This is a genomic window from Streptomyces sp. ISL-66, assembly GCF_018614135.1.
Taxonomy (GTDB): Bacteria; Actinomycetota; Actinomycetes; order Streptomycetales; family Streptomycetaceae; genus Streptomyces.
Genome location: NZ_JAGGOW010000023.1, coordinates 1 through 24,367 on the forward strand (window position 1 = coordinate 1; position 24,367 = coordinate 24,367).

The 24,367-nt window shown below is 73.1% G+C and carries 19 protein-coding genes, 1 tRNA gene and 1 pseudogene; 12 read left to right on the plus strand and 9 right to left on the minus strand.

Annotated elements, in window-relative coordinates; all coding sequences use genetic code 11:
• Positions 1 to 1,226 (minus strand): MFS transporter (locus J7E97_RS04695; RefSeq protein WP_215022606.1); only part of this gene is annotated, 1,226 nt, incomplete at its 3' end.
• Between the two features lie 82 nt (positions 1,227 to 1,308).
• On the opposite strand from J7E97_RS04695, the gene treY reads away from it, so the two are divergent.
• A complete protein-coding gene (treY, locus tag J7E97_RS04700) occupies positions 1,309 to 3,621 on the plus strand; it encodes a malto-oligosyltrehalose synthase (RefSeq protein WP_215022608.1) in 2,313 nt (770 codons plus the stop codon).
• Positions 3,622 to 3,936: 315 nt separating this feature from the next.
• Complete coding sequence (locus J7E97_RS04705; protein ID WP_215022609.1) at positions 3,937 to 5,253, plus strand: M14 family zinc carboxypeptidase; 1,317 nt, start codon at positions 3,937 to 3,939, stop codon at positions 5,251 to 5,253.
• 38 nt (positions 5,254 to 5,291) lie between these two features.
• Here J7E97_RS04705 and J7E97_RS04710 read toward each other — a convergent pair whose 3' ends face one another.
• Complete coding sequence (locus J7E97_RS04710) at positions 5,292 to 5,804, minus strand: GNAT family N-acetyltransferase (protein ID WP_215022611.1); 513 nt, start codon at positions 5,802 to 5,804, stop codon at positions 5,292 to 5,294.
• A gap of 114 nt (positions 5,805 to 5,918) precedes the next feature.
• On the minus strand, positions 5,919 to 6,482 hold the full coding sequence (locus J7E97_RS04715) for a DUF1707 and FHA domain-containing protein (RefSeq protein WP_215022619.1): 564 nt from the start codon (positions 6,480 to 6,482) through the stop codon (positions 5,919 to 5,921).
• Positions 6,483 to 6,594: 112 nt separating this feature from the next.
• Between J7E97_RS04715 and treZ the strand changes: the two genes are divergently transcribed.
• Positions 6,595 to 8,394, plus strand: a complete 1,800-nt coding sequence (gene treZ, locus J7E97_RS04720; RefSeq protein WP_215022621.1) for a malto-oligosyltrehalose trehalohydrolase — start codon at positions 6,595 to 6,597, stop codon at positions 8,392 to 8,394.
• A gap of 120 nt (positions 8,395 to 8,514) precedes the next feature.
• Here the strand turns inward: treZ and J7E97_RS04725 are convergent, their stop codons facing one another.
• Positions 8,515 to 9,660 (minus strand): aminopeptidase P family protein, encoded by a 1,146-nt coding sequence (locus J7E97_RS04725; protein ID WP_215022623.1) that lies wholly within the window; start codon positions 9,658 to 9,660, stop codon positions 8,515 to 8,517.
• Positions 9,661 to 9,890: 230 nt separating this feature from the next.
• Here J7E97_RS04725 and J7E97_RS04730 point away from each other — a divergent pair.
• Positions 9,891 to 9,963 (plus strand) — tRNA-His (locus J7E97_RS04730).
• 175 nt (positions 9,964 to 10,138) lie between these two features.
• Here J7E97_RS04730 and J7E97_RS04735 read toward each other — a convergent pair.
• The gene (locus J7E97_RS04735; protein ID WP_215022630.1) at positions 10,139 to 12,199 is read right to left on the minus strand and encodes a phosphocholine-specific phospholipase C; all 2,061 of its coding nucleotides are present in this window, start codon (positions 12,197 to 12,199) and stop codon (positions 10,139 to 10,141) included.
• A gap of 252 nt (positions 12,200 to 12,451) precedes the next feature.
• Here J7E97_RS04735 and J7E97_RS04740 point away from each other — a divergent pair, with 252 nt between their 5' ends.
• The 3 genes and pseudogenes from J7E97_RS04740 (at position 12,452) to J7E97_RS04750 (ending at position 15,742) form a co-directional block, all read left to right on the plus strand.
• Positions 12,452 to 13,888, plus strand: coding sequence for a 3-oxoacyl-ACP synthase III family protein (locus tag J7E97_RS04740; protein WP_251053837.1), 1,437 nt, complete (start codon positions 12,452 to 12,454; stop codon positions 13,886 to 13,888).
• A 235-nt stretch (positions 13,889 to 14,123) separates the two neighbouring features.
• Complete coding sequence (locus J7E97_RS04745; RefSeq protein ID WP_251053838.1) at positions 14,124 to 14,633, plus strand: cupredoxin family copper-binding protein; 510 nt, start codon at positions 14,124 to 14,126, stop codon at positions 14,631 to 14,633.
• Between the two features lie 54 nt (positions 14,634 to 14,687).
• Positions 14,688 to 15,742, plus strand: a pseudogene (locus J7E97_RS04750) (NAD-dependent epimerase/dehydratase family protein).
• Here the strand turns inward: J7E97_RS04750 and msrB are convergent.
• The 4 genes from msrB to J7E97_RS04770 all read right to left on the minus strand — a co-directional run bounded on the left by msrB (position 15,723) and on the right by J7E97_RS04770 (position 19,033).
• Positions 15,723 to 16,130 (minus strand): peptide-methionine (R)-S-oxide reductase MsrB, encoded by a 408-nt coding sequence (gene msrB / locus J7E97_RS04755; protein ID WP_215022632.1) that lies wholly within the window; start codon positions 16,128 to 16,130, stop codon positions 15,723 to 15,725. The pseudogene J7E97_RS04750 and the gene msrB overlap by 20 nt on opposite strands.
• A gap of 56 nt (positions 16,131 to 16,186) precedes the next feature.
• On the minus strand, positions 16,187 to 17,581 hold the full coding sequence (gene murC / locus J7E97_RS04760) for a UDP-N-acetylmuramate--L-alanine ligase (RefSeq protein WP_215022634.1): 1,395 nt from the start codon (positions 17,579 to 17,581) through the stop codon (positions 16,187 to 16,189).
• A 63-nt stretch (positions 17,582 to 17,644) separates the two neighbouring features.
• Positions 17,645 to 18,112, minus strand: a complete 468-nt coding sequence (locus J7E97_RS04765) for an indole-3-glycerol phosphate synthase (protein WP_215022636.1) — start codon at positions 18,110 to 18,112, stop codon at positions 17,645 to 17,647.
• A gap of 147 nt (positions 18,113 to 18,259) precedes the next feature.
• Positions 18,260 to 19,033: a pyrimidine reductase family protein gene (locus J7E97_RS04770; RefSeq protein ID WP_215022638.1), complete on the minus strand. Its 774-nt coding sequence runs from the start codon at positions 19,031 to 19,033 to the stop codon at positions 18,260 to 18,262.
• Positions 19,034 to 19,069: 36 nt separating this feature from the next.
• Here J7E97_RS04770 and zapE point away from each other — a divergent pair, with 36 nt between their 5' ends.
• The 5 genes from zapE (at position 19,070) to J7E97_RS04795 (ending at position 24,364) form a co-directional block, all read left to right on the plus strand.
• Positions 19,070 to 20,173, plus strand: coding sequence for a cell division protein ZapE (gene zapE / locus J7E97_RS04775; RefSeq protein ID WP_215022640.1), 1,104 nt, complete (start codon positions 19,070 to 19,072; stop codon positions 20,171 to 20,173).
• A 63-nt stretch (positions 20,174 to 20,236) separates the two neighbouring features.
• Positions 20,237 to 20,665, plus strand: a complete 429-nt coding sequence (locus J7E97_RS04780) for an OsmC family peroxiredoxin (RefSeq protein ID WP_215022642.1) — start codon at positions 20,237 to 20,239, stop codon at positions 20,663 to 20,665.
• 188 nt (positions 20,666 to 20,853) lie between these two features.
• Positions 20,854 to 22,269 carry an alkaline phosphatase PhoX gene (locus tag J7E97_RS04785; protein WP_374224110.1) on the plus strand — a complete coding sequence of 472 codons (1,416 nt, stop codon included), beginning with the start codon at positions 20,854 to 20,856 and terminating at the stop codon, positions 22,267 to 22,269.
• Between the two features lie 308 nt (positions 22,270 to 22,577).
• Positions 22,578 to 23,408, plus strand: coding sequence for a PPK2 family polyphosphate kinase (locus J7E97_RS04790; protein WP_251053844.1), 831 nt, complete (start codon positions 22,578 to 22,580; stop codon positions 23,406 to 23,408).
• Positions 23,409 to 23,425: 17 nt separating this feature from the next.
• Positions 23,426 to 24,364, plus strand: a complete 939-nt coding sequence (locus tag J7E97_RS04795) for a polysaccharide deacetylase family protein (protein ID WP_374224111.1) — start codon at positions 23,426 to 23,428, stop codon at positions 24,362 to 24,364.
• Positions 24,365 to 24,367: the final 3 nt, after the last annotated feature.

Sequence of the window (24,367 nt, forward strand, 5' to 3'; positions counted from 1 at the left end):
CCGGCCGGCGGGGCGTGGGTGCGGGCGGCCGGCACGCGGGTCACGAGGGCGAGGGTCAGGCACAGGGCGGCGGCCCCCACGGCCACAGCGAAGGCCGCGGCGGGCCCGTACCACTCGGCGAGCCGCCCGGAGACGGCGAGCGAGGCGGCTTGTCCCGCGACGAGCGAGCTGGCGGCGAAGGCCATCGACTCGCCGAGGCGGCAGGGCTCGACCGCCCGCTCGGTGAGCGCGAACGCGGTGATCAGGTGCGGGGCGTAGGCGGCTCCGAGCACGGTGACGACCGCGTACAGCGGCCACAGGGTGTCGGTGAAGAGCAGCGGCAGGGACAGCACGAGCGCGGCGGCGGTGGCCACCCGCCAGCGCAGCCGCAGCCCGAAGCGGGCGGGCAGCGCGCCGAGCGAGAGCCCGACGGCGGCGCTGACCACGCCCATGGCGGCGTAGACGATGCCGGCCTGGCCGGGGACGCCCAACTGTGCGGTGAGGGCGGCGATTCCGGCCTGACAGGCGCCGAACATGGCGCCCTGGAGGGCGAGGGAGCCGCGCACCGCGTAGACGACGCGGGGCGGCCGGACCCGCGTCCTCTCCTTCTCCTCGCGGACCCGCGCGGACACCCCGGCCGTGACGGCGGCGGTCGGGTGGAGCGCGTACCAGGTCCCGAAGACGGCGACCAGGGCGGCCGCGCCGCCGAGGGCGACGGCCGGGTGCAGGACGAGGGTGGCCGTGCCGACGAGGGCCGGCCCGAAGACGAAGGAGACCTCGTCCAGGGTGCCTTCGAGGGAGTGGATGGCGCCCACGACGCTCTCGTCGGCCTTGGCGCGGTGGGCCAGGGCCACGGAGCGGGTCCGGGCGAGCGGACCGATCAGCGGTACGGAGGCGCCGGTGACGGCGCCGATCGCGGCGAGCGGGAGGGTGGCGAGGTCCGAGAGGGCCCCCACGACCAGAGCGGCGGTCGCGACGGCGTTGACCGCGGCGGCGCCGAGGACCACGGGACGCTGTCCGTGGCGGTCGGCGAGCCGTCCGAGGACGGGCCCGAAGACCACCTGCCCGGCGGAAAGGGTGCCGCCGACCATGCCGGCGGTGGCGAGGGAGCCGCTGGTCTGCGCGACCAGCAGGACGCTCCCGAACTGCGACATCGCCACGGGCAGCCGGGCGAGGAAGGAGACGAGCGGGAGGAGGGGCCCGGTCAGGGCGATGACTTGACGATAGGTGTTGACGGTTCCGAACACTTGAGTCACGTTAACCCGGCGCAGTCACTCGGATGCATTGGGTAATGGCACGGAATCCCGCATCCTGGGTACGTACGTTCTCATGAGCCAGCCCGCGCACACAGGCGTTGAATCCACCTCGCCGGAATCCGATGTTCCGCCCGCCGTCGCCCGGACGGCGGCCCGCCTCGCCCCAGCGGCGACCTACCGGCTACAGCTGCGCCCGGAGTTCGCCTTCGCGGACGCCCGGGCGGCGGTGCCCTACCTCGCCTCGCTCGGCGTGTCGCACCTGCACCTCTCCCCGGTGCTGGAGGCCGTGCCCGGTTCGGCCCACGGGTACGACGTCACCGACCACACCCGGGTGCGGGCCGAGCTCGGCGGGGAGGGCGGGCTGCGGGAGCTGGCCGCCACCGCCCGCGCGCACGGCCTCGCCCTCGTCCTCGACATCGTGCCGAACCACATGGCGGTGCCGGCGCCGCTCCGGCTGAACCGGCCGCTGTGGGAGGTGGCCCGGGAGGGGCCGGGCTCCCCGTACGCACACTGGTTCGACATCGACTGGGAGGCGGGCGGCGGGAAGCTGCTCCTGCCGGTGCTCGGCGAGCCGCTCGATCCGGGGGAGCTCAAGGTCGACGGGCGGGGCGACCGGGCCGTCCTGCGGATCGGGGAGCTGGAGTTCCCGCTGCGGCGGGGCACGGCCGAGCTGGAGCCGGCGGCGCTGCTCGCCGCCCAGTGGTACCGGCCGGCATGCTGGCGGGAAGCCAGGACGGGCCTCAACTACCGTCGCTTCTTCACCATTTCCGAACTGATCGGAGTCCGCGTCGAGGATCCCGGCGTCTTCGCCGCCACCCACGCCAAGGTGGTGGAGCTGGTCCGGGACGGGGTGGTCGCGGGGCTTCGGATCGACCACGTGGACGGCCTCGCGGACCCCGAGGGCTACCTGCGCCGGCTGCGGGAGGCCGTCGGCGAGGGCTGCTGGGTGGTGGTCGAGAAGATCCTGGCCCGCCACGAGCGGCTGCCGCACTCCTGGCCGGTGGCCGGAACCACCGGGTACGACGCGCTCCACCGGGTGGACGGAGTGCTCACCGACCCCGTCGGCGCCGCGCGACTGGCCGACGCGTTCCGCGAGTCGACCGGTCAGCCCCCGTGGTCGCAGACCGCCGGCGCGAGCGCGCGGGAGGTCCTGACCGGGGACCTGGCCGCCGAGCTGGCGACGCTGGAGCGGCTGGCCGGACCTGAACTCGCCCCCGCCGTACGGGAGCTGCTGATCGCCTACCCCGTCTACCGCCCCTACCCCGGCGAGCGGGAGCTCGTACCCGGGGCGCTGGCGGCGGCCGCCGCGCGGGCCGGTGCGGGCGCGGTGGCCGGCGTACGGGACCTCGTGCTGCTCGATCCCGTCTTCGCGGCGCGCTTCGCCCAGACCTGCGCCGCCCTGCGCGCCAAGTCCCTGGAGGACAGGGCGTTCTACCGCTACGCCCCGCTGCTGTCGGCGACCGAGGTGGGCGGGGATCCCGGGAATCCCGCGGTCACGGTGGCCGAGTTCCACGCGTACTGCGCCGAGCTGGACCGGCGGTGGCCCGCGTCCGGGACGGTGGTGACCACGCACGACACGAAGCGCAGCGCGGACGTGCGGGCCCGGATCTCGGTGCTGTCGCAGGAACCGGGGCTCAGGCCGCCCGGGCCGGAGGGAGCCGATCCGCAACTGGCCTGGGTGGCCTGGCAGACGGCGCTGGGCCTCGGTGACGACGGCCCGCAGCGGGCCGAGCGGCTGGAGCAGGCCCTGCTGAAGGCGGTCCGCGAGGCCGCCCTGCACACGAGCTGGACGGAGCAGGACGCGGCGTACGAGGCCACGCTCGCGCGGTACGTCCCGCCCGCGGCCCCGGAGCTGCCCGGGCCGCTGGGGGAGGCGGCCCGCGCGAACGTGCTGGGCGCGGCGCTGCTCCACTTGGCGATGCCCGGGGTGCCGGAGGTCTACCAGGGTTGCGAGACGGAGTACCGGGCCCTGGTGGACCCCGACAACCGGCGTCCCGCCGAGTTCCCCCGGGAGGCGCTGGCCCGGCTGGACGCGGGGGCCGCGCCGCGCGGCACGGCGGAGGAGAAGCTCGCCCTCACCGCGACGCTGCTCCGGCTGCGGCGGAGCCGGCCCGAACTGTTCCACGGCTACGCACCACTGGCGGCCCGGGGCCCGGCGGCGGACCACTGCGTGGCCTTCACCCGCTCCCCCGGCCTCGTGGCGGTGGCCACGCGCCTGTCCCACCGCCTCGCCCGGGCCGGGGGCTGGCGGGACACGGTCCTCCCCTTGCCGCCGGGCCGCTGGCAGCCCCTCCTGGGCCCGGGGGCCACCCTCCGGGGCGAGGCCCCTCTGGCCGGCCTCCTCGGCGGGGCCCGGCCGGTCGCCGTCCTGCTCCGGGAGGGGTAGGCGCAAGGCCGGGGAGATCAAGGAGCCCGCTCACGTCGAGACCGGGACGTGGCTGCGCGAGGGCAGTGAATCGATCTACAAGGACAGTGACAGTGTGTCCGGCCGGTGCTGACGCACGGAACCGCGGGCCGGGCCCGGGCCACCACCCGGGCCCGGCCCGTACGGCGCCTCGCGGCGTTGCCGGACCACGCACATACGTCCGGTTTCACCAGTCGTGGCCCTCCACCTCGCGATGCACCGCACCGAACGACGCGGCCGGGCAAACCTTCCCGGCCAGAGCACTAGGCCGCACCCGTCCCGGGAATGGCATCACCTGTGACCCTCATCCGTGACATGTGCTACCCCACCCCGCACGAACTCGCCCTCGCCTCCCGGGCGCTCGCCGATGAGCACCCCGCCCGCGTCCGGCTCCGCCAGGCCGGCACCTCCCGGGCGGGGGAGCCGCTCTGGGTGCTCTCCGTAGGGTCCCCCGCGACGGCCGGGACACAGGCGGCCACGGCCGGAGCCGCCGCCGCGCCCAACGTCCTCGTCGTCGCCGGCGCACACGCCAACGAGCCCGTCGGCGGTGCCACCGCCCTCGCGCTCGCCCGGCACCTGATCCGCGAACCCCACGCCGGAACCACCTGGCACTTCCTGCTCTGCGCCGACCCCGACGGCGCGGCCCTGCACCGCACGCCACGCCCCTACTCGCTCCTCGACTACCACCGGAACTTCTTCCGTCCGCCCGGGCCCGAACAGCCCGAGTGGGCGCCGTCCTTACTGCCCCCGGACCGCCTCCCCCCGGAGACCCTCGCCCTCACCCGCCTGATCGACGAACTCCGCCCCGCCCTCCAGATCTCCCTGCACGGCACCGATCTCGGCGGCTCCTGGGTGCAGCTCACCCGGGACATACCCGGACTCGCCGAGCCCTTCGGGAAATCGGCCGCCGAGCTGCGCATCCCGGTCGAGACGAGCGCCTCCGACGCGTCCGGCTGGCCCTCCCCCGGCGCGGGGATCTTCGTGATGCCCACACCGGACGGCGTGGACAGCGTGGACGCCACGGACTCCGCACACGCCACGGTGATCCCTCCCGAGGACACCCGCCTCAGCACCTGGTACCACGCCCACCGACACGCCGGTACGACCGCGATCGTCGAAGTCCCCATGTGGGCCTCGGACCTGGTGGACGACCCGGCCCCGCACCCCGATCCGCGCAGCGCCCTGCGCGCGCTGGCCGCCCGGCTCACCTCCGATACGGCGCGGGTGGCCGCCCTGCGGGAGGGCGCGGCGGGCGGTACGGGTCCGGCCGCCGACGCCCTGCTGCGCGCGGTGGACTGGACGCTCGCGCTGATCCCCGGGATCGCCGCCGAGTGGACGGGCGCCGGGGCTCCCGCCGAGGCGACGGCGGCGTACATCGGGAGCATCGACGCCTTCGGCCGCCGACTCTCGCTGCGGGCGGCCGCGATGCTGCTACGGGTGCTGCGCGCGCAGGGCCATCCGGCGGCGCCGGCCGTGGACCGGCTCGTCACGGGGTGGTGCGAGGAGTTCGCGGCCCGGTTCCAGGCCCGGTGGGTCCCGGTGGCCACCCAGGTGGAGCACCAGTCGCGGGTGGTCCTGGCGGCTTACGAGCGCCTCGTGGCGGCCGGCAGGTGACGGGCCGGCCCGCGGTCACCTGCCCGGCGCCGCGGGCCTCATTCGGCGGGCGTCACCAGCGTGTACCGCAGCTTCGGCAGGCTGGTCGCCCCGAGCCGGTCGTAGAAGCGGATCGCGCCCTCGTTCCAGTCCGGCGTCTGCCACTCCACGTGGCCGAGCCGCAGCTCGCGAGCCAGGTCGCGCACGCCGTCCATCAGGGCGGCGCCGAGGCCGTGGCCGCGGGCCTCCTCGGCGAGATAGAGACAGTCCATGTGGAGGTAGTCGCCGGCTTCCCAGAAGGCGAACTGGGCCGAGCAGGCGGCGTACCCGGCGACCTCGCCGTCCGGGGTCTCGGCCAGCAGCACCCACAGCCGGGTCTCGTCGGCGAACAGCTGCGGGCCGAGCCGGTCGGCGAGGTCGGCCGGCCGCGGCTCGGACTTCTCGTAGACCATGTGCTCGCGCATGAGCTCGATCAGCCGGGGCAGGTCCCCGGGGCGCGCGGGTCGTACGACGGGGGTGGCGGCTCCGGTCTCCGGGGCCGCCGCGGCAGAAACGTGTTCCGTGCGTGTCATGGAAACCATCCTCCGTGCCGGACCCGCCCGCCCTCCATCGGGGTCCCCGGACCGTCTGCCCCGGACGGAGCGACAGCCCCGGGCGGCCCCCGAGCCGTCTCGGACGGCCGCGGCCTAGGTGGCCGACAGCCTGAACGTCATCCGTCCGAAGCCGATCTGGTCTCCGTCCCGGACCAGGGCCGAGCCGGTCACCCGGCGCCCGTTCACGGTGGTCCCGTTCGTGGAGCCGAGATCGGTGACCACCCACACCCCGTCCCGCACGGTCAGTTCGGCGTGCGCCCGGGAGACCGTCTCGTGGCTGAGCCGCAGGCCGTTGCCCGGATCGCGGCCGATCCGCAGGGGCTGGGCGCTGGGGTGCGGCAGGAGCAGTTTGGGCAGCTTCTCGGCGGCCCAGGCCCGCCGGACGCCCACCGTCACCGCCGAGGCCCGCCCCACCCAGCCGAACAGACGGCGGGTCCAGGGGCTTTCGGCGCCCTCCCGCCCGTCCAGGTCGGCGGTGAGCACCGCCAGGTCCTCGGAGCGGCGGGCGACGAGGGCCAGTTCCATGCGGCGCAGGAAGGTGTCGTGCGACAGCTTGCCGAGGGCCGCGCCCTCCCTGAGCTGGCCCAGCGCCCTGTCCCGCTCGGCGTCGGACAGTCGCGGAACGGGATAGGCGGGGAACTCGAAACTGGACGTCACAGGGTGATTGTCGGCCCGCCGGGGGCAGAGTGTCCAGAACTCCCCCGCCGAGCCGGGGATGATGGCCCGGACACGCAGGTTGGGGTACCGCCGCGAGACGAGGGGACCGTCCGTGAAGTTCGAGGTGTGGGCACCGCTGACAGGTCCGACGGGCCGGGTCGCGCTGCGGCTCGACGAAGCCACGTACGAGATGACGCGCGATCCGGAGCGGGAGGGCTGGTGGGCCGTGGAGGCCCCGGCCGCCGACGGCTCCCGGTACGGGTTCCTGCTGGACGAGGGCCGGGTTGAAGACCGGGGCGAAGGCCGGGACGGCGTCCGCGGCACCGTACGGCCCGATCCCCGCGGCCGCCGCCTCCCCGACGGGCCCGACGGCCTCTCGGCGGTCGTCGACTTCGAGGCGCTGACTCCCGCGGCCCCCGCCCCGGCTCCGCGAACCGTCCTCCAGGACGCCGTCCTGTACGAGCTGCACATCGGGACCTTCACCCCCGAGGGCACCTTCGACGCGGCCGCCGGCCGGCTCTCCCACCTCACCGCCCTCGGCGTCACCCACGTCGAGCTGATGCCGGTCTGCTCCTTCCCCGGCCGCCACGGCTGGGGGTACGACGGGGTCGCGCCCTGGTCCGTGCACGAACCGTACGGGGGCCCGGCCGGGCTGGCCCGGTTCGTGGAGGCGGCGCACGCCGCCGGGCTCGGCGTGGTGCTGGACGTGGTCCACAACCACCTCGGCCCCTCCGGAAACCACCTCCCCGCCTTCGGGCCGTACTTCACCGACACCCACCACACCCCCTGGGGCGCGGCGGTGAACCTCGACGCGCCCGGCTCCGACGAGGTCCGCGCGTACTTCCTCGGCAGCGCCCTCGCCTGGCTGCGCGATTACCGGATCGACGGGCTCCGGCTGGACGCCGTCCACGCCCTCGCCGACGGCCGGGCGCTGACCTTCCTGGAGGAACTGGCCACCGCCGTCGACGAACTGGCCGCGGAGACGGGCCGGCCGCTGTTCCTGATCGCCGAGTCCGACCAGTGCGATCCGCGCACCATCACCCCCCGCGCGGCCGGCGGCATCGGCCTGCACGCGCAGTGGAACGACGACTTCCACCACGCGCTGCACTGCGCGGTGACCGGCGAATCCCAGGCGTACTACGCCGACTTCGCCGAGGCCCCGCTCGGAGCCCTCGCCAAGACCATGACCCGGGCCTTCTTCCACGACGGGACCTGGTCCTCCTTCCGGGGCCGCCACCACGGGCGTCCGGTGGACCGCGGCCGCACCCCCGCGCACCGGTTCCTCGGCTACGCGCAGACGCACGACCAGATCGGCAACCGGGCCCTCGGCGACCGGCTCTCCGCCTCCCTCTCGCCCGGGCTGCTCGCGTGTGCGGCGGCCCTCGCGCTGACCGGCCCCTTCGTCCCGATGCTGTTCATGGGCGAGGAGTGGGGCGCGGGCACGCCCTGGCAGTACTTCACCGACCATCCCGACCCTGAGCTCGCCGAGGCCGTACGGGCGGGCCGGCGCCGGGAGTTCGCGGAGCACGGCTGGAAGCCCGAGGAGATCCCGGACCCCCAGGACCCCGCCACCCGGGACCGCTCCCGCCTCGACTGGGCCGAGCCCGGCCGGGATCCGCACGCCCGCCTGCTGGACTGGTACCGCACCTTGATCACGCTCCGCCGCACCCACCCCGACCTGCGCGATCCCGATCTGGCGGCGCTCCGCACGGCCCACGACGAGGAGCGCCGGTGGCTGACCTTCCGCCGGGGGGACATCCGCGTGGTGGTGAACCTCGCCTCCGAGCCGACCACCGTCGCGCTGGGCCGCAACGGCGTACGGGTGCTGGCCGCCTGGATCCCCGTCGGGCATCCGGACGCCGACGGGCGGGTCCGCGTACCGGCGGAGTCGGTGGTGATCCTGGGCCCGTGAGGGCCGTGAGGCCCGTGAGACAGGGCGCCGGGGCGTCCCGTGGGCCGGGCGCCCGGGCGCCCGGCCGTCGCCCCTTCGCCGGGACCCCGGTCCGGGCCGGGGCCCCGGCGGCGAGCGGTCCTACTCGACGATCGCCAGCTCCCGCGAGGCGTTGTTGAAGCTGCGGCAGCCGTCCGCCGTGACCGTGATGATGTCCTCGATGCGGACGCCGAACCGCCCCGGCAGGTAGATGCCCGGCTCCACGGAGAAGCACATCCCGGGGACGAGGGGCTGCTCCTCGCCCTCGATCATGTACGGCGGTTCGTGCGTGGTGACGCCGATGCCGTGGCCGGTGCGGTGGATGAACCGCTCGCCGTAGCCGAACTCGGTGATCACCGCGCGGGCCGCCCGGTCCACGTCCTGGCAGGCGGCGCCCGGCCGGGCCGCCGCCACGCCCGCCAGCTGGGCCTCGCGGACGATGTCGTGGACCCGCTGCTCCTCCTCGGTGGGCTCGCCGACGTGGACGGTGCGGGAGATGTCCGAGCCGTAGCCGTCCTTGATCCCGCCGAAGTCGAGGACGACCATGTCCCCGCGCTGGATGACCCGGTCGCCGGCCTCGTGGTGCGGGTTGGCCCCGTTGGGGCCGGATCCGACGACGGTGAAGTCGACCTGGGAGTGGCCGTGGACGCGCAGCAGCGCGGCCAGGTCGGCGGCGACGTCGCTCTCCCGGCGGCCGGCGAAGGGGACGTGCAGGATCTGCGCGTACGCGGCGTCGGCGGCCGCTCCGGCGGCCGCGAGCCGGGCCAGCTCCCGCTCGTCCTTGACCGCGCGCAGCATCGGCAGCCCGTCGGACAGCGAGACGTACGAGGTCGTCGGCAACTCCTTCTGCAGGCCCAGCAGATGCAGCGCCCAGGTGTTGTCGCTGACCCCGAAGCGGCCGGCCACGTCGAGCAGCGGGGAGGCGACCGCGTACGGGCTCTTCCCGTCGGTCCAGTCGCGCAGGGTCAGCGCGCCCGCCCCGGGCGCCTTCGCCGCGTCGGGCGCCTCCAGCGCGGGGACGACGAGGACGGGCTCCTGGCCGACGGCGAGGACGAGCAGGGTCAGTCTCTCGGTGTCGATGGGCCGGTAGCCGGTGAGGTGGGCGAGGTCGGGCCCGGGGGAGATCAGCAGGCCCGCCAGGCCGGCGTCGGCGGCCGACTGCGCGGCTGCGGTCATCCGGGCGGCGTAATCGGCGGCCGTGAAGGGATCGGCGGCGTGGGCGGAGTCTTGAGCGGAGTCGTGGTCCATACGGGGATCCTGCCGTGAGCCGCCCGCCGAGGGCAGGGGCCGCGCCGGTCGGAGCCCGGCACGGGCCGCCGCCCCTCGGACCAGGCCCGCCCGGGCGGGCCTGGTCCGTGTATGTGGCGCTCGCGCTCGGGGCGGCCCCCGCGGTGTCGCCGATAAGGCGTCGCGGGAGCACCGTGCTGATCGGCTATGCTGTGCATGCACATCGATCGGGTGGTCCGCCGCCCGTCGTGGTGGGTGTAGCTCAGTTGGTAGAGCACCTGGTTGTGGTCCAGGTGGCCGCGGGTTCAAGTCCCGTCACTCACCCTGTTGATCCCGTAGGGGTACGAGGTTTCCTCGTACCCCTACGGGATTTTCCGTCTCCGGACCGTCTCAGGGCCGCCTCCCGGCTGCTTCCTCTGCTTCGCCCCTTCGCCTTGCGCCGCGATGCCGGGCGTCGGGCGTCCTGGCAGGATCGGCGCCATGAAGAGCGACATCGCGGTCAGACGGTCTTGATCGCCGGGTCCGAAATGCCCGTCGCGCCCGTTTCGACGTGGCCCGCGAAGCGGCGCAGGAAGGTGGTGTCCACGTCGGAGACGACCTTCACGTCGTACCAGCGGGCCGTGGTGCGCAGGTCCACCGCGTACGGGACCGTCGCGCCCGGGTTGACCTTGAAGGTCTGGGCCGCGCCGCCGTAGGCATTGGTGACGGTCAGGTTGACGGCCGCCGTACCGGCGTTGGTCAGGGAGAGGAGCAGATTGCCGGAGGTCCCGTCGTGGCGGGCCGTGACCTCGGGGCCGGCCTTCTTCGCCGGGCCCTTCCAGGTGCGCAGGAAGCCGTTCGGACCCCAGACCGTGAGGTTGATCTGGTTGCCGGTGGAGCTGCTCGTGCTCCAGGTGTCCGCGAGGGTCCTGCCCGCCCCGACCGTGTAGGGCCACGGGCCGTCCGTACGGTTGCCCGAGGTGCTGTGGAAGTGGGCGCCGAGCGAGGGACCCGAGGAGAAGGTCAGCGTGAACTGGCCCGTGGAGACGGTGGCCTTGCCGTCCACGTACGGGACGTAGCCCAGCGCGCGCGTCGGCTTGCTGCCGGCCTCCTGCCTCGACAGGGTGCCCGTGGCCGGCGGGACCGGGCGGTAGGACGGGTGGGTGTTGTGGTCCGGCGGCACGTAACCCGCCGTGGAGGGCAGGGCGGCCGGGGACGCGTCGGTCCTGCTGAAGTCGAAGGCCGAGGTCAGGTCGCCGCAGACCGCGCGGCGCCACGGCGAGATGTTGGGCTCCTGCACCCCGAACCGCTTCTCCATGAAGCGGATCACCGAGGTGTGGTCGAAGGTCTCGGAACAGACGTAGCCGCCCTTGCTCCACGGGGAGACCACGATCATCGGGACGCGCGGGCCGAGCCCGTACGGGCCGGCCGCGTAACCGCCGCCGCCCGCGTAGAGGTCCTTGGTGACGTCGGCGGTCGACAGGCCCCACGCGGAGGAGGCCGGCGGGTACGGCGGTACGACGTGGTCGAAGAAGCCGTCGTTCTCGTCGTAGGTGATGAAGAAGGCGGTCTTCGCCCAGAGCGCCGGGTTCGCGGTCAGCGCGTCGAGCACCTGCGAGATGTACCAGGCGCCGAAGTTCGCGGGCCAGTTCGGGTGCTCGCTGAACGCCTCGGGCGCCGCGATCCACGAGACCTGGGGCAGGGTGCCGTTCACCACGTCCGCGCGCAGCTTGTCGAAGTACCCTTCGCCCGCCTTGGCGTTGGTGCCCGTGCGCGCCTTCTCGTACAGGGCGCTGCCCGGCTGGGCGTTGCGGTAGGAGTTGAAGTACAGCAGTGAGTTGTCGCCGTAGTTGCCCCGGAAGGCGTCGCTGATCCAGCCCCACGAACCGGCCGCGTCCAGGCCGTCGCCTATGTCCTGGTAGATCTTCCAGGACACCCCGGCCGACTCCAGGCGCTCGGGGTAGGTCTTCCAGCCGTAGCCGGCCTCCTGGTTGCCGAGGACCGGGCCGCCGCCGACGCCGTCGTTGCCCGTGTGACCCGACCACAGGTAGTAGCGGTTGGGGTCGGTTGCCCCGATGAAGGAGCAGTGGTAGGAGTCGCAGACGGTGAAGGCGTCGGCGAGCGCGTAGTGGAACGGGATGTCGTTCCGGGTCATGTACGACATGGTCGTCGCGGTCTTGGCGGGGACCCACTTGTCGTACTTGCCGTTGTTGTACGCCGTGTGGCCGCCGGCCCAGTCGTGGTTGAGCCCCTCGACGAACCGCATGCCGAGATCGTTGACCTGCGGGTTGAAGGGGAGGACGTCCTTCGTCCCGTTGGACTGGTAGAAGACGGACTTGCCGTTGTCCTGCAGGACGGGACGCGGGTCGCCGAAGCCCCGTACGCCCTTCATCGAGCCGAAGTACTGGTCGAAGGACCGGTTCTCCTGCACGAGGACGACGATGTGCTCGATGTCCTGGATGGTCCCGGTGCTGCCCTGCGCCGGGATGGCGGCGGCGCGCGCGATGCTCTCGTTCAGCATCGTGGCGGCGGCCGAGCCGCCCGCGATCTGCAGGAACCTGCGGCGGTTCAGTTCTGCCATGGTGTCGACGACCTCTGCGGAGTGGAGACGGTGCGGGGTGGTGGAAGGCTGTGCGGGTGTCCGTGGCATCTGGGGCATCTGGGGCACCCCGAGAACAGCGGTCCCGGGGTACCGGTCGGCATTGCTTTCGTGACAGTGGGCCGTACACCTGGAGAACGGAAGCCCCCGTCGGCCGCTTCCTGCCCCACGGGCCGCTTTTCGTCACGGGACCGCACCACCGACCCGGGTGCTCACCCGCCCCGGCGTGGCCGGATGAGCATCCGTACTCAGGACCGGGGCGCGGCCGCTTGCCAGGGTGGGGCCACGCCGATTCAGCCATCCGTACCACGGCCGCGCGCCGGGATCACCGCCGTCGCCAGCGCACTGCCCGGGGAAGTCCTGACCTCCGACCGGCTCCAGCGAGAGGTGGCCCGGCGCGGCGGACTCACGCTGCCGCCCACGCTGCTGACCCGGGCCACCGGGATCCGCACCCGCCGGATCGCGGGCGACGGCGTGTACGCCTCCACCCTCGCCGTGGACGCGGCCCGCCGGGCCCTCGACTCCGCCGGCCTCGGCCCGCTCGACGTCGACCTGCTGCTCTTCGCCTCCGCCTCCCGCGACGTCGCCGAGCCCGCCACCGCGCACATCGTGCAGGCCGAACTCGGTACGAGGGCCCACGCGCTGGACGTCACCAACGCCTGCAACAGCTTCGTCAACGGCATCGACCTCGCCCGGAGCATGATCCTGGCCGGGCGGGCCCGCCGCCCTCTGGTGGTCACCGGGGAGACCCCGAGCCGGGCCGTGCGGACGGCGCCCGCCGACTTCGCCGAGTTCCGCGACGGCTTCGCCGGCTACACCTTCGGTGACGCGGGGGCCGCCGTCGTCGTGGAGGCGGTGGAGCGCGGCGGGATCCTCGACGTGGACACCGAGACGCACTCCGAGCACTGGGAGGCCGGCGGCATCCCCGGCGGCGGTTCGCGCCACCCGCGCGGAGACGCGTACACGTACTTCCGCGGCGACGGGAACGAACTGCGCGGCGTCTTCGAGAAGGTGGGCACCGCCGTCATCGACCGGACCCTGCACCGCACGGGCATGGACTGGGACGGTTTCGCGAAGGTACTGGTGCACCAGGTGACGGTGCCGTACCTGGAGCGGTTCGCCGAGCTGACCGGGGTTCCCGCCGGGAAGCTGGTGGTGACGGTGCCGGAGCTCGGCAACATCGCGAGCGCGACCATCGGGGTGCAGCTGGACCGCATATTCGGGGAACTCGCGCCCGGCGAACGGGTGTTGTTCGTCGGGCTCGGCGGCGGAATCAGCATCATGACGATGGTCTGGGAAAACGCGCTGAATTGCATCAGATGCAACATTGCGCACAGTGACGGAAGCGGCCGTCCGGGCTTGGAGTGGGTGAGCCGGACGGCCAGGGATGCTACCGAACCCGGAACGGTTCAGTCTGCTGACGGTCTTGATCGTCAGGTTCAGGTACTTCTTTGCCCAGGTCCACCCGCTCGGCCTGGATCGACCACGACGGCGAACCCCATCACCGAGGGCGCGCTAATCCGCCTGGAAGTCCACCACCTGCCCGGAGGCGAGCGGTGCTCACCCTTGGTTCTTACCGGAGGAGATGACGAGCTTGCGGGCGGACTCCGCACCGAGCTCTACGATCCCGCCTCCTTGGAGCCCGAGCCGCGCCACGAAGTGCCCCGGTAGCGGCGGCCTGGGACAATGGAGGAAGACACTCAGAGCCGAACGGGAGCCTTCCACTCCCGCCCAGCACCGACTGCGGTGATCATCTTGGCAGCACGCATCGGCGCACTGATCCTCGACACCATGCTGTTAGACATCGCGCTGCTGATCACGGCCACAGAAAGCCGTCCCCTCCTTCAACAGCGGTGCGTCGGCCTGCTGCTCCAGGGCAGTCGATACGGCCGATTACCAGCGGCGCATGAACCGCCTCGCCCACGGCCGGCGGCTGAAACCGGCCGGGCGAGGTCACGAAGGCGAGACCGTCAAGGCTGGTCAAGACCATCACAGATCCGTGAGAGGGGTCGCCATGTCGCTCATCCGTTCCCGCCGCATTCGTAACCGTACTCGGGGAGCAGCGGTCGGCGCCGCCTGCGTCTTGCTCGCGATCGTCGGCGCCACAAGCACCAGCGCCACGCCCCTGTCCCCACCCGCCAGCACGTCGACCGTCACGGTCGAGAGTGCAGAGGTTCGCATCCAAGACTTCAAGTTCACCCCTGCGGAGGTCAAGGTAACCGCCGGCGCAAAAATCACCGTGACGAACGAGGACTCGGCTCCGCACACCTTGACCGCCACCGAGGGCTATGCCTTCGACACCGGCACGATCGAAGCCGGCAAGTCCGCCACCTTCACCGCACCGTCTAAGCCCGGCAGCTACCCCTTCTTCTGCTCCATCCACCCGCAGATGAAGGGGACACTCATCGTCAGCTGACGCTCTACTTCGTCACCGGGCCCGGCCCGGCACACCGACTGGCATGCCGGGCCTGTGCCTGAAGGCGGGGGCGCTGCGCTCAGGCAGCGCGATCTCTGCGGCATACCCCGCGGGGGACCCAGCGACGAACCCCGTGGCGATCTCCGTGGCGGGCCCAGCAACGGGCCCAGCGACGATCCCCGTAGCCATCCCCGTACCACCACCCCCCTCCCCGCCCTGCGCATCGCGGTCACCGGCGCCAGCGGATTCTGCGGCGGTCACGTCGCCCGAGCCGCGGCGGACGCCGGGGCTCGGGTGGTGTGCCCGGGCCGCAGGTCGGGCACGGTCGGGGAGCACCGCTTCTGGGACGCGGCCCGCGGGGAGCCGGACCTCTCGGGCACGGACCTGGTCGTGCACTGCGCGGCGGCGGTCGGCGACCCGGCGCCCGGGTCGCGCGCCGAGGCCCTGATGCACGCGGTGAACGTGACGGGCACCGAGCGGCTGCTGCGCGCGGCGGGCACCCGGCCCGTGGTCTGGTCAGCAGCGCCAGCGTGTACGACCCCCGCCTCGACCGTTCCCTCGTCACCGAGGACCACCCGCGCGCGGGGCACCTGAACGCCTACGACCGTACGAAGGCGGCCGGCGAGGCCCTGGCGCTGGCCGCCGGGGCGGTGGTGCTGCGCCCGCGCGCCGTCTACGGCCCGGGCGACACCCAGCTGCTGCCCCGCCTGCTCTCCCGGGTCCGCGCCGGAACCCTGTTCCTGCCGGGCCCGGACGTCCGCCTCAGCCTGACGGCGGTGGAGAACCTCGCGGCGGCCTGCCTGGCCGCCCCCGGCTGGGCCCCGGGCGCGTACAACATCGCCGACGCCGAGCCGTACGGACGCGACGGCGCCGTCCGCGAGGTGCTGCGCGCCCACGGCGTCCGTGCCCGCGTCCGCCACCTCCCGCCGGCCCTGGCCACCGCGGCGGCCAGAATCGCGGAAGCGGTCTCCCGCGGCGAACCGGCCCTCAGCCGCTACGCGGTGGACCAGCTCGCCCACCCGGTCGCCCTGGACCTGACCCGGGCCCGCACGCAGGGCTGGACCCCGTCCCGCACGCTGCGGGACTACCTCAGCCCTCCGCGGGGGTGAGCCGCAGCGAGATGGAGTTGATGCAGTACCGCTGGTCCGTGGGCGTCGGGTAGCCCTCGCCCTCGAAGACGTGGCCCAGGTGGGAGCCGCACTTCGCGCAGAGCACCTCGGTGCGGACCATGCCGTGCGCCACGTCCGCCTTCAGCTCGACCGCGTCGGAGTCCTTCGGGTCGTAGAAGGACGGCCAGCCGCAGTGCGACTCGAACTTCTCCGTGGAGCGGAACAGCTCGGAGCCGCAGCCGCGGCAGGAGTAGACGCCTTCGGTCTTGGTGTCCGTGTACTCACCGCGGAAGGCGGGCTCGGTACCGGCGAGGCGCAGCACCTGGTACTCGGACGGCGTCAGCTCCGCCTGCCACTGCTCGTCCGTCTTCTCTACCTCGTACGACATGACTCTCCTGCTCCCTCGAAACCGACTCGGAACCGACCTGGCACCGGTCCGGACCGTCAGCCCGCCAGACGGGCCAGGATGGCCGGCCCGAGGTCCGTGACGTCGCCCGCACCCATGGTGAGAACGAGATCGCCGGGCTTGGCCATTCCCGCGATGACGTCGGCGACGGCGTCCTTGTCGTGCTCGGGGGTGACGTCGGCGCCCGCGGCCCGGGCGGCCTCGATGATGATCTCGCTGGTGACTCCGGGGACCGGGTCCTCGCGGGCGGGGTAGACGTCCAGGACCACGGAGGCATCGGCGAGGGTCAGGGCCCGGCCCATCTCGGTGCCAAGTTCCTGGGTGCGGGAGAAGAGGTGCGGCTGGAAGACGACCAGGATGCGGGAGTCCCCGGCGGCGCCGCGGATGGCCTCCAGGTCGGCGGTCATCTCCGTGGGGTGGTGCGCGTAGGAGTCGATGACCTGGACGCCGGCCGCCTCGCCCTTGAGCTGGAGGCGGCGCTTGACCCCGGTGTACTTGCCGAGGGCGGAGGCCAGGTTGTGCGCGGGGATGCCGAGCGCGACACCGGCGGCGAGGGCCGCGACGGCGTTGTGCGCGTAGTGGCGGCCGGGCACCGAGACGGTGAAGGTGAGCATCCGGCCGCCGATCACGACGGTGACCTCGCTGGTCAGGCCGCGCGGGGTGATCTTCGTGATCCGGACGTCGGCCTCGGGCTCCTCGCCGTACGTGACGACCTCCAGCCCCTCCTTGCCGCGGACCCGGTCGGCGATCTCGGCGGCTCCGGCCTGTCCGTGGGCGATGACCAGGGTGCCGCCCTCGGGGATCTTGCCGACGAAGGTCTCGAAGGACTCGTAGATCTCGTCCATCGACGCGTAGTTCGCGTGGTGGTCGAGCTCGGCGTTGAGGATGATCGCGACCTGCGGCGTGTACGTGTGGAAGCTGCGGTCGCTCTCGTCGGCCTCGGCGACGAAGATGTCGCCCTCGCCGTGGTGGGCGTTGGAGCCGGGGGCGTCCAGGTCGCCGCCGATGGCGTACGAGGGGTCCAGGCCCAGCGCCGAGAGGGAGACCGCCAGCATCGAGGTGGTGGTCGTCTTGCCGTGGGTGCCGGCGACGGCGATCGGCCGCAGGCCGTCCATCAGGCCGGCCAGGGCGTCGGAGCGGTGCACGACGGGGATGCCGAGCTCGGCGGCGCGGGCCAGTTCCGGGTTGTCGGCGCGGATGGCGCTGGAGACGACCACGCAGGTGGCGTCGTCGGCGAGGTGTCCGGCGGCGTGCCCGATGTGGACCGTGGCGCCGTGGGCGCGCAGCGCCCGGGCGGTCTCGGAGTCACGGGAATCGCTGCCGGCCACCTTCGCGCCGCGCTGCGCGAGGATCTTCGCGATGCCGGACATGCCGGCGCCGCCGATGCCGATGAAGTGGGGCCGTTCCATGGCGGTCGGCAGGCCGGGCTTCATTCAGGTAGCTCCAGGATCGAGTGCGTGCGGGCAGCCGGACACGGGTTCCGGCCGCCTCCCACCCTATTCCTTGTGGGCGAAGAGCTTGAGCACCGGAACGCCGACCTTGTGCCGCGCCCGCGAGGCCCAGTCCCGGTGGAAGAACTCCTCCACGTAGTGCGGGGCGGTCAGCACGATCACCTCGTCGGCGCCGGTCTCGTCCACCACCGCCTTGAGCTTGTCGAGGGGGTGGTCCTCGATGACCTGTCCGACGGCCTTGGCCCCCTTGGCGCGCAGCGAGGCGAGGGAGTGTTCGAGAGCCAGTTCGGCGGGCCCCCGGGCGGCGTCGCCCTCCGGTTCGTCACCTTCGCGGATGGCCTCGGGCAGCTCACCGAGCGCTACGTCGTCGATGGCGCGCAGCAGCCGGTCCCGGTCGCCGCGGGGTTGCATGAGGACGACGAAGGAGACCGACTCGTCTCCGTGCAGGGTCGTGACGAAGTCCACGTCGACCGGGGTCAGCGGCTGCTCGATCATCAATACGCTCGTGAACACGGACGCTCTCTTCTTCATGGGCGGAGGCCGGTCTGCCGGCCCCTGCGGAAACCATCCTGCCCCGCTGTCGCACGGAGCCTTGCGCGGTATACCTGCCCAGTCATGTGCCCAGCGGAAGCTAATCGGAACGACAAATTCCGCCTCTTCTCAGATCCGACGGTAGCGCGTGAAGAGGAACCCGGCCTCTTCCAGTACGCAGGCCGCCGCGAGCCGGTGCGGAACCGTGACGGAAGGCCCTCCGGAGATCCTCTGGGCGTCACCCGCGGTGAGCATCGGCGAGATCGTCAGGCACAGCTCGTCCAGCGCGTCGGCGGCCACGAACTGGCCCAGCAGCCGCGGTCCGCCCTCTGTGAGCTGGCGGCGCAGCCCCCGGTCCGCGAGCTCCCGTACGACGCGGACCGGGTCCACCGCGGCCCCCTCGCCGGCCACCACGACCTGGGCCCCGGCCCTGACGGCCTCGGCCACGCGCCCGGCCGGAGCGGTGGCCCCGGTGACCACCAGGGTGGGCACGAGCGGGGAGGTGAACAGGGGCAGCGAGAAGTCCAGCTCCAGGCTCGCGGTGATCACGGCGATGGCGGCGGCGGGCCCCTGGCCGGAGGCCGCGCGGCGGTCCGCGAAGGCCTCCCGGGCCCGCGCGGGGCGGTACCCCTCCTGGCGAACCGTTTCCGCACCGACGACCACCACATCGGCCAGCGCCCGCAGGGTGCCGAAGATCTTCATGTCGGTCGCGCCGGAGATGGGCTGCGAGCGCCCGTCGTGCTGGGCCGCGCCGTCCAGCGTGGACACCATGTTGGCCCGCATCCAATGGCCGTCCGGGCCGAGGTCGGGGTACGCGTAGGCCTCGGCGAGCTCCTCCGGCGACCACTCCCGGTCGGTCGCGTCCGCTGATGTCTGATCGGTCACAGGGAACAGGCGTCGCATCGGTGCAGTGTGCCACGCCCCGTAGAGTTATGAGCTGTGTCAACATCACTCTCGCCCTCAGCGTCAGCCCCCGGGCGGCCCCCGATAGCCGACGCGGGACCGCAGTCCCTGTGCGCCCGCGAGCCGCGGGTGCCCGCCGAACGGCTGGTGGCCGAGATGGTGCCGCCGCCCCGCTTCGACTCGGTGCGCTTCGACACGTACGACCCGGACCCGGCCCAGCCGAGCCAGTCGCAGGCCGTCACCGTCCTCGCCGGCTTCGCCGCGGGACTCGGAGGCGCCCACGCCAGCGGCGCCGGCAAGCGCCGCTGGTTCGCGAAGAAGCCGGCTGCTCCGAGCGCCCCGCGCGGGGTCTACCTCGACGGCGGCTACGGCGTGGGCAAGACCCACCTCCTCGCCTCCCTCTGGCACGCCACCCCGGCCGAGCCCGCGCTCAAGGCCTTCGGCACCTTCGTGGAGCTGACCAACCTCGTCGGCGCGCTCGGCTTCCAGGAGACCGTGCGGACCCTGGGCGGGCACCGCCTCCTGTGCATCGACGAGTTCGAGCTCGACGACCCGGGCGACACCGTCCTCGTCTCCTCCCTGCTCAGCCGCCTGGTCGAACAGGGCGTGGCGCTGGCCGCCACCTCCAACACCCTGCCCGGCAAGCTCGGCGAGGGCCGGTTCGCCGCCGCCGACTTCCTGCGGGAGATCCAGGGGCTCTCCGCGCACTTCCGGCCGCTGCGCATCGACGGCCAGGACTACCGCCACCGCGGCCTTCCCGAGGCCCCGTCGCCCTTCTCCGACGAGCAGGTGGCGAAGTCCGCGTACGCCACCGAGGGCGCCAGCCTCGACGACTTCCCCGGCCTCCTCGACCACCTGGCCCGGGTCCACCCCAGCCGCTACGGAGCCCTGACCGACGGCATCACGGCCGTCTGCCTGACCGACGTCGGCCCGGTCCCGGACCAGTCGACGGCGCTGCGCCTCGTGGTCCTCGCCGACCGCCTCTACGACCGCGAGATACCGGTCCTGGCCTCGGGTGCCCCCTTTGACGAGTTGTTCAGTGAAGAGATGCTGAACGGTGGCTACCGCAAGAAGTACTTCCGGGCGATCTCCCGGCTCACCGCGCTGGCACGCGACGCGAAGCCCCTGGTGTCCCAGTAGGTTTGGCAACGCCGGGCCGATTTCCGCGGGCCGGCCGTTTCCACTTCCGTGAAGGGATCCACCATGGCTGCCACACGCAACGCACACGCCGTCTGGGAAGGCGACCTGTTCGAAGGCAAGGGCGTCGTCACGCTCGACTCGTCCGGCCTCGGCAGCTACCCCGTCTCCTGGCCCGCGCGGACCGACGAGGAGGCGAACGGGCGCACCAGCCCGGAGGAGCTCATCGCCGCCGCGCACTCCAGCTGCTTCAACATGGCCTTCTCGAACGGCCTCGCCAAGGCGGGCAACCCGCCGGCCAAGCTGACCACCTCGGCCGCCGTCACCTTCGTGCCGGGCAAGGGCATCACCGGGATCCACCTCACCGTCGAGGGCGAGGTACCGGGCCTGGACAGCGACGCGTTCGTCGCCGCCGCCGAGGACGCGAAGAAGAACTGCCCGGTCAGCCAGGCACTGACCGGTACGACCATCACCCTGACGGCCACCCTCGTCTGACCCGCCGGCGGCGCCGTCCTGCCGCCATCCCGCTCCACCGTCCCGGCCCCGGAGGACCTGCCTCCGGGGCCGGCCGCCGCGCCCCTGCCGCCGGCGGAGTGACCCCGCCACCGCGTCGCGGCGCCCGCCGCCACGCCGCGTGATACCACGGCCCGGTCTGCGTCCTGCCCCACCGCCGGGAGTTGCCGATGCGTGCCATGCGTCCGAAGCCGCCGATGCCACCGATCGCGCTCAGCCGGCGCAGCCTGCTCGCCGCCGGCGGCATCGCCTTCAGCGGAGCGCTCGGCGCGCTCTTCCCCTCCGGCGGCGCCGCCGCGCCGGCCGCCGCCCGCGGCTACGGACCCCTCGTGCGCGACCCCGCCGGACTGCTCGATCTGCCCGCCGGGTTCACCTACCGGGTGCTCTCCCGCGCCGGGGACCCGCTGCGCTCCGGCGAGGGCACCGTCCCCGCCAACTGCGACGGCATGGCCGCCTTCGCCTCCGGACGGGGCCGGGACCGCGGAACCGGCGGAAGGGGCGCGGGCGGCGTCCGGCTCGTGCGCAACCACGAGAACCGGACCACGGCCGCCCTGCGGGTACCCGCCGTCGACGGGCTCACGTACGATCCGTTCGCGCTCGGCGGCTGCACCGTGCTCGATCTGGACCCGGCCGGCCGGGTCACCGGTGAGCGCGTCGCCCTCGCCGGTACGGCCGTCAACTGCGCGGGCGGCCGCACTCCCTGGAACACCTGGCTGACCTGCGAGGAGACCGAGGACCGGGCGGGCACCGCCGGCTACGGCCGCGACCACGGCTTCGTCTTCGAGGTCGACCCCGCCGATCCGCACCGCTCCGGCGCCGTCCCGCTCACCGCGATGGGCCGCTTCGCGCACGAGGCCGTCGCCGTGGACCCGTACCGCGGGGTCGTCTACGAGACGGAGGACGCCTTCGTCGAACCCTTCGGCCTCTTCTACCGCTTCCTGCCGGCCCGCCCCCTCGGCGGCCTCGGCTTCCTGCGCGCGGGCGGCGCGCTGGAGGCCCTGCGGGTCCCCGGACTGGCGAACCTGGCGGTGGTGGACGAGCCGGGGGCCCAGTTCCCGGTGGAGTGGGTCCCCGTACCGGACCCGTCGGCGTCCGGGACCCCGATCCGGCTCCAGGACTTCGGCCCCGGCGGGATCACCCACGCGCAGAAGCTGGAGGGCTGCTACTGGGGCGGCGACGGCGTGCACTTCGTCTCCAGCTACTCCCGCAGCAGCGAGGGCTCCCCCGCCGACCACCACGGACAGGTCTGGTTCTACGATCCGCTGCGCTCCCTGCTCCGGCTCGACGTCGTGTTCGGCCCGGCCGCCGACGTCCAGCTGCCCGGCGACTCCCCCGACAACATCTGCCTGGCCCCCGACGGCGGGCTGATGGTGTGCGAGGACGGCGGCGGCGCGCAGTACGTCTTCGGCGTGACCCCGGGCGGCGAGGTCTACCCGATGGCCCGCAACGCGGACGACATCGGCAAGCCGGGGGCCCCGGAGTGGGGGGAGTTCGCGGGCGTCACCTTCTCCCCGGACGCCGGGACGATGTACGTGAACGCGTACGCGCCCGGGACCACCTTCGCGGTGACGGGACCGTGGCGGTAGGCCGCCACCGCGCCACCGCCTTCCCGGCCGGTCCGGACGACCCGCACGGACGACCCGCCCGGACCGGCCTTTCGCCCTCTGGCGATCGCCTGCGATCTGTCGGAACATCGGAACATCGGGGGGAGTCGACGGGATCGGGGTAGGCAGTCGTGGCCAAGAAGGACAACGGGAAGCCCGCCGTGGCGCAGAAGCCCCGTTCCCTCCGCGAGCCGCTCCGCACCTCCGCCGAGAACTCCAAGAACCCCAAGGCCCCCAAGGGCGCCCGCAGGACCGGCGGCCACGGTCCCGGGCGCGGCCACGGCACCCCCCTGTCCCCCTTGCTCCGCGTCCCCTCCGGCGAACCCGTCGACCTCGACGCCTTCGACCCCGGCGGGACTCCGGGCGGCCCCACCGACAAGGCGGCCGGCGTGGCGGCCACCGCCCGGATGGCCGAGCGGCTCGCCTCCCTCCAGGAGCGGCTCTACGCCGCCAGCACCGCCGGCGACCGCCGCCGCGTCCTCCTCGTCCTCCAGGGGATGGACACCAGCGGCAAGGGCGGCACGGTCAAGCACGTGGTCGGCCTGTTCAACCCCTCCGGCTGCCGGATCAAGGCCTTCAAGGCCCCCACGCCCGAGGAGCGGAACCACCCCTTCCTCTGGCGCATCGCGAAGGCGCTCCCCCAGCCGGGCGAGATCGGCATCTTCGACCGTTCGCACTACGAGGACGTCCTCATCGCCCGCGTCCGCGAGCTGGTGCCGCGCAGTCAGCTGGGCCGCCGCTACGCGCAGATCAACCGGTTCGAGAAGTCCCTCGCCGACGACGGCGTGAGCGTGGTGAAGGTCTTCCTCCACATCGGCTACGCGGAGCAGCGCGAGCGGCTGCTGGAGCGGCTCGACAACCCGGAGAAGCACTGGAAGTTCAATCCGGGTGACATCGAGGAGCGCTCCGCGTGGCCCGCGTACCAGCAGGCGTACGAACTGTCCCTGGAGCGCTGCTCCACGGACGCCGCGCCCTGGTTCGTCGTCCCTGCGGACCGCAAGTGGTACCGCAACTGGGCAGTCGGCAAACTACTGCTGGAGCATCTGGAGGACATCGCACCGCAGTACCCGAAGGGTGACTTCGACGTGGACGAGTGCCGCGCACGCTTGCTTGCCACATAGTCATATATTTTGCGTATGTGACCATCTCACTGCGCAGGACGGCTGCCGTCGCGGCCACAGCAGCTATCAGTGCCGCCCTCACCGCGTGCGGGGGCGGCACCAGTACGTCGGGCGCCGGCGGCCAGGCCCGGATGGGTGCCTCCGCCGCCCCCTCGGTTCCGGCTTCCGGCTCCCCTTCCGCGGCCGCGTCCGGGCCCTCGCAGTCGAGCCCCGGCAGCAGCCCGTCGGCGTCCCCGCTGGCGGGCGCTCCCGGCAAGGCGCCGACCATGGCGCCCGGTCCGGGCGGACTGACCCCCGTGTTCGAGCGGGCGAAGCAACACAGCGACAAGACGGTGGCGCTGACCTTCGACGCCGACATGACCTCCGACCAGGGGCCGCGCGCGGCGAACGGCGAGCACTTCGACAACCCGCAGCTGATCTCCACGCTGCGCACGCTCAAGGTGCCCTCGACGATCTTCATGACGGGCCGCTGGGCGGAGGAGTACCCGGACCAGGCGAAGTCCATCGGCACCGACGCGAACTTCGAGATCGCGAACCACTCGTACAGCCACCACGCCTTCAAGGCCCCCTGCTACGGGCTCCCCACCCTCGACGAGGCCGCGGCGCGCGCCGACGTGGACCGGGCCTTCGACGCGTTCCGCAAGGCGGGGGCCGTCAACACCGTCCCGTACTTCCGCTTCCCCGGCGGCTGCTACGACGACCAGGCGCTGCGCGCCATCTCCACCGCCAAGGTCACGGCCGTCCAGTGGGACGTGGTCAGCGGGGACGCCTTCGCGAAGGATCCGGACGCGGTGGCCGAACAGGTCCTGTCCGGGGTCAAGCCCGGCTCGGTCGTGGTCATGCACTGCACGCGCAGCGCCGCGCCCGTCACCGAGGAGGCCATCCGGAAGATCGTCCCCGAGCTGAAGAAGCGGGGCTACCGCTTCGTCAAGGTGTCCGAGCTCATCGGGAAGTAGTCC

Excerpts from the sequence above, each read along its gene's own strand:
- treY (WP_215022608.1), top strand. The coding sequence starts at position 1,309 with ATGAGCCAGCCCGCGCACACAGGCGTTGAATCCACCTCGCCGGAATCC.
- J7E97_RS04710 (WP_215022611.1), bottom strand. The coding sequence starts at position 5,804 with ATGACACGCACGGAACACGTTTCTGCCGCGGCGGCCCCGGAGACCGGA.
- J7E97_RS04725 (WP_215022623.1), bottom strand. The coding sequence starts at position 9,660 with ATGGACCACGACTCCGCTCAAGACTCCGCCCACGCCGCCGATCCCTTC.
- J7E97_RS04735 (WP_215022630.1), bottom strand. The coding sequence starts at position 12,199 with ATGGCAGAACTGAACCGCCGCAGGTTCCTGCAGATCGCGGGCGGCTCG.
- J7E97_RS04740 (WP_251053837.1), top strand. The coding sequence starts at position 12,452 with ATGAGCATCCGTACTCAGGACCGGGGCGCGGCCGCTTGCCAGGGTGGG.
- J7E97_RS04745 (WP_251053838.1), top strand. The coding sequence starts at position 14,124 with ATGAACCGCCTCGCCCACGGCCGGCGGCTGAAACCGGCCGGGCGAGGT.
- msrB (WP_215022632.1), bottom strand. The coding sequence starts at position 16,130 with ATGTCGTACGAGGTAGAGAAGACGGACGAGCAGTGGCAGGCGGAGCTG.
- murC (WP_215022634.1), bottom strand. The coding sequence starts at position 17,581 with ATGAAGCCCGGCCTGCCGACCGCCATGGAACGGCCCCACTTCATCGGC.
- J7E97_RS04770 (WP_215022638.1), bottom strand. The coding sequence starts at position 19,033 with ATGCGACGCCTGTTCCCTGTGACCGATCAGACATCAGCGGACGCGACC.
- J7E97_RS04780 (WP_215022642.1), top strand. The coding sequence starts at position 20,237 with ATGGCTGCCACACGCAACGCACACGCCGTCTGGGAAGGCGACCTGTTC.
- J7E97_RS04785 (WP_374224110.1), top strand. The coding sequence starts at position 20,854 with ATGCGTGCCATGCGTCCGAAGCCGCCGATGCCACCGATCGCGCTCAGC.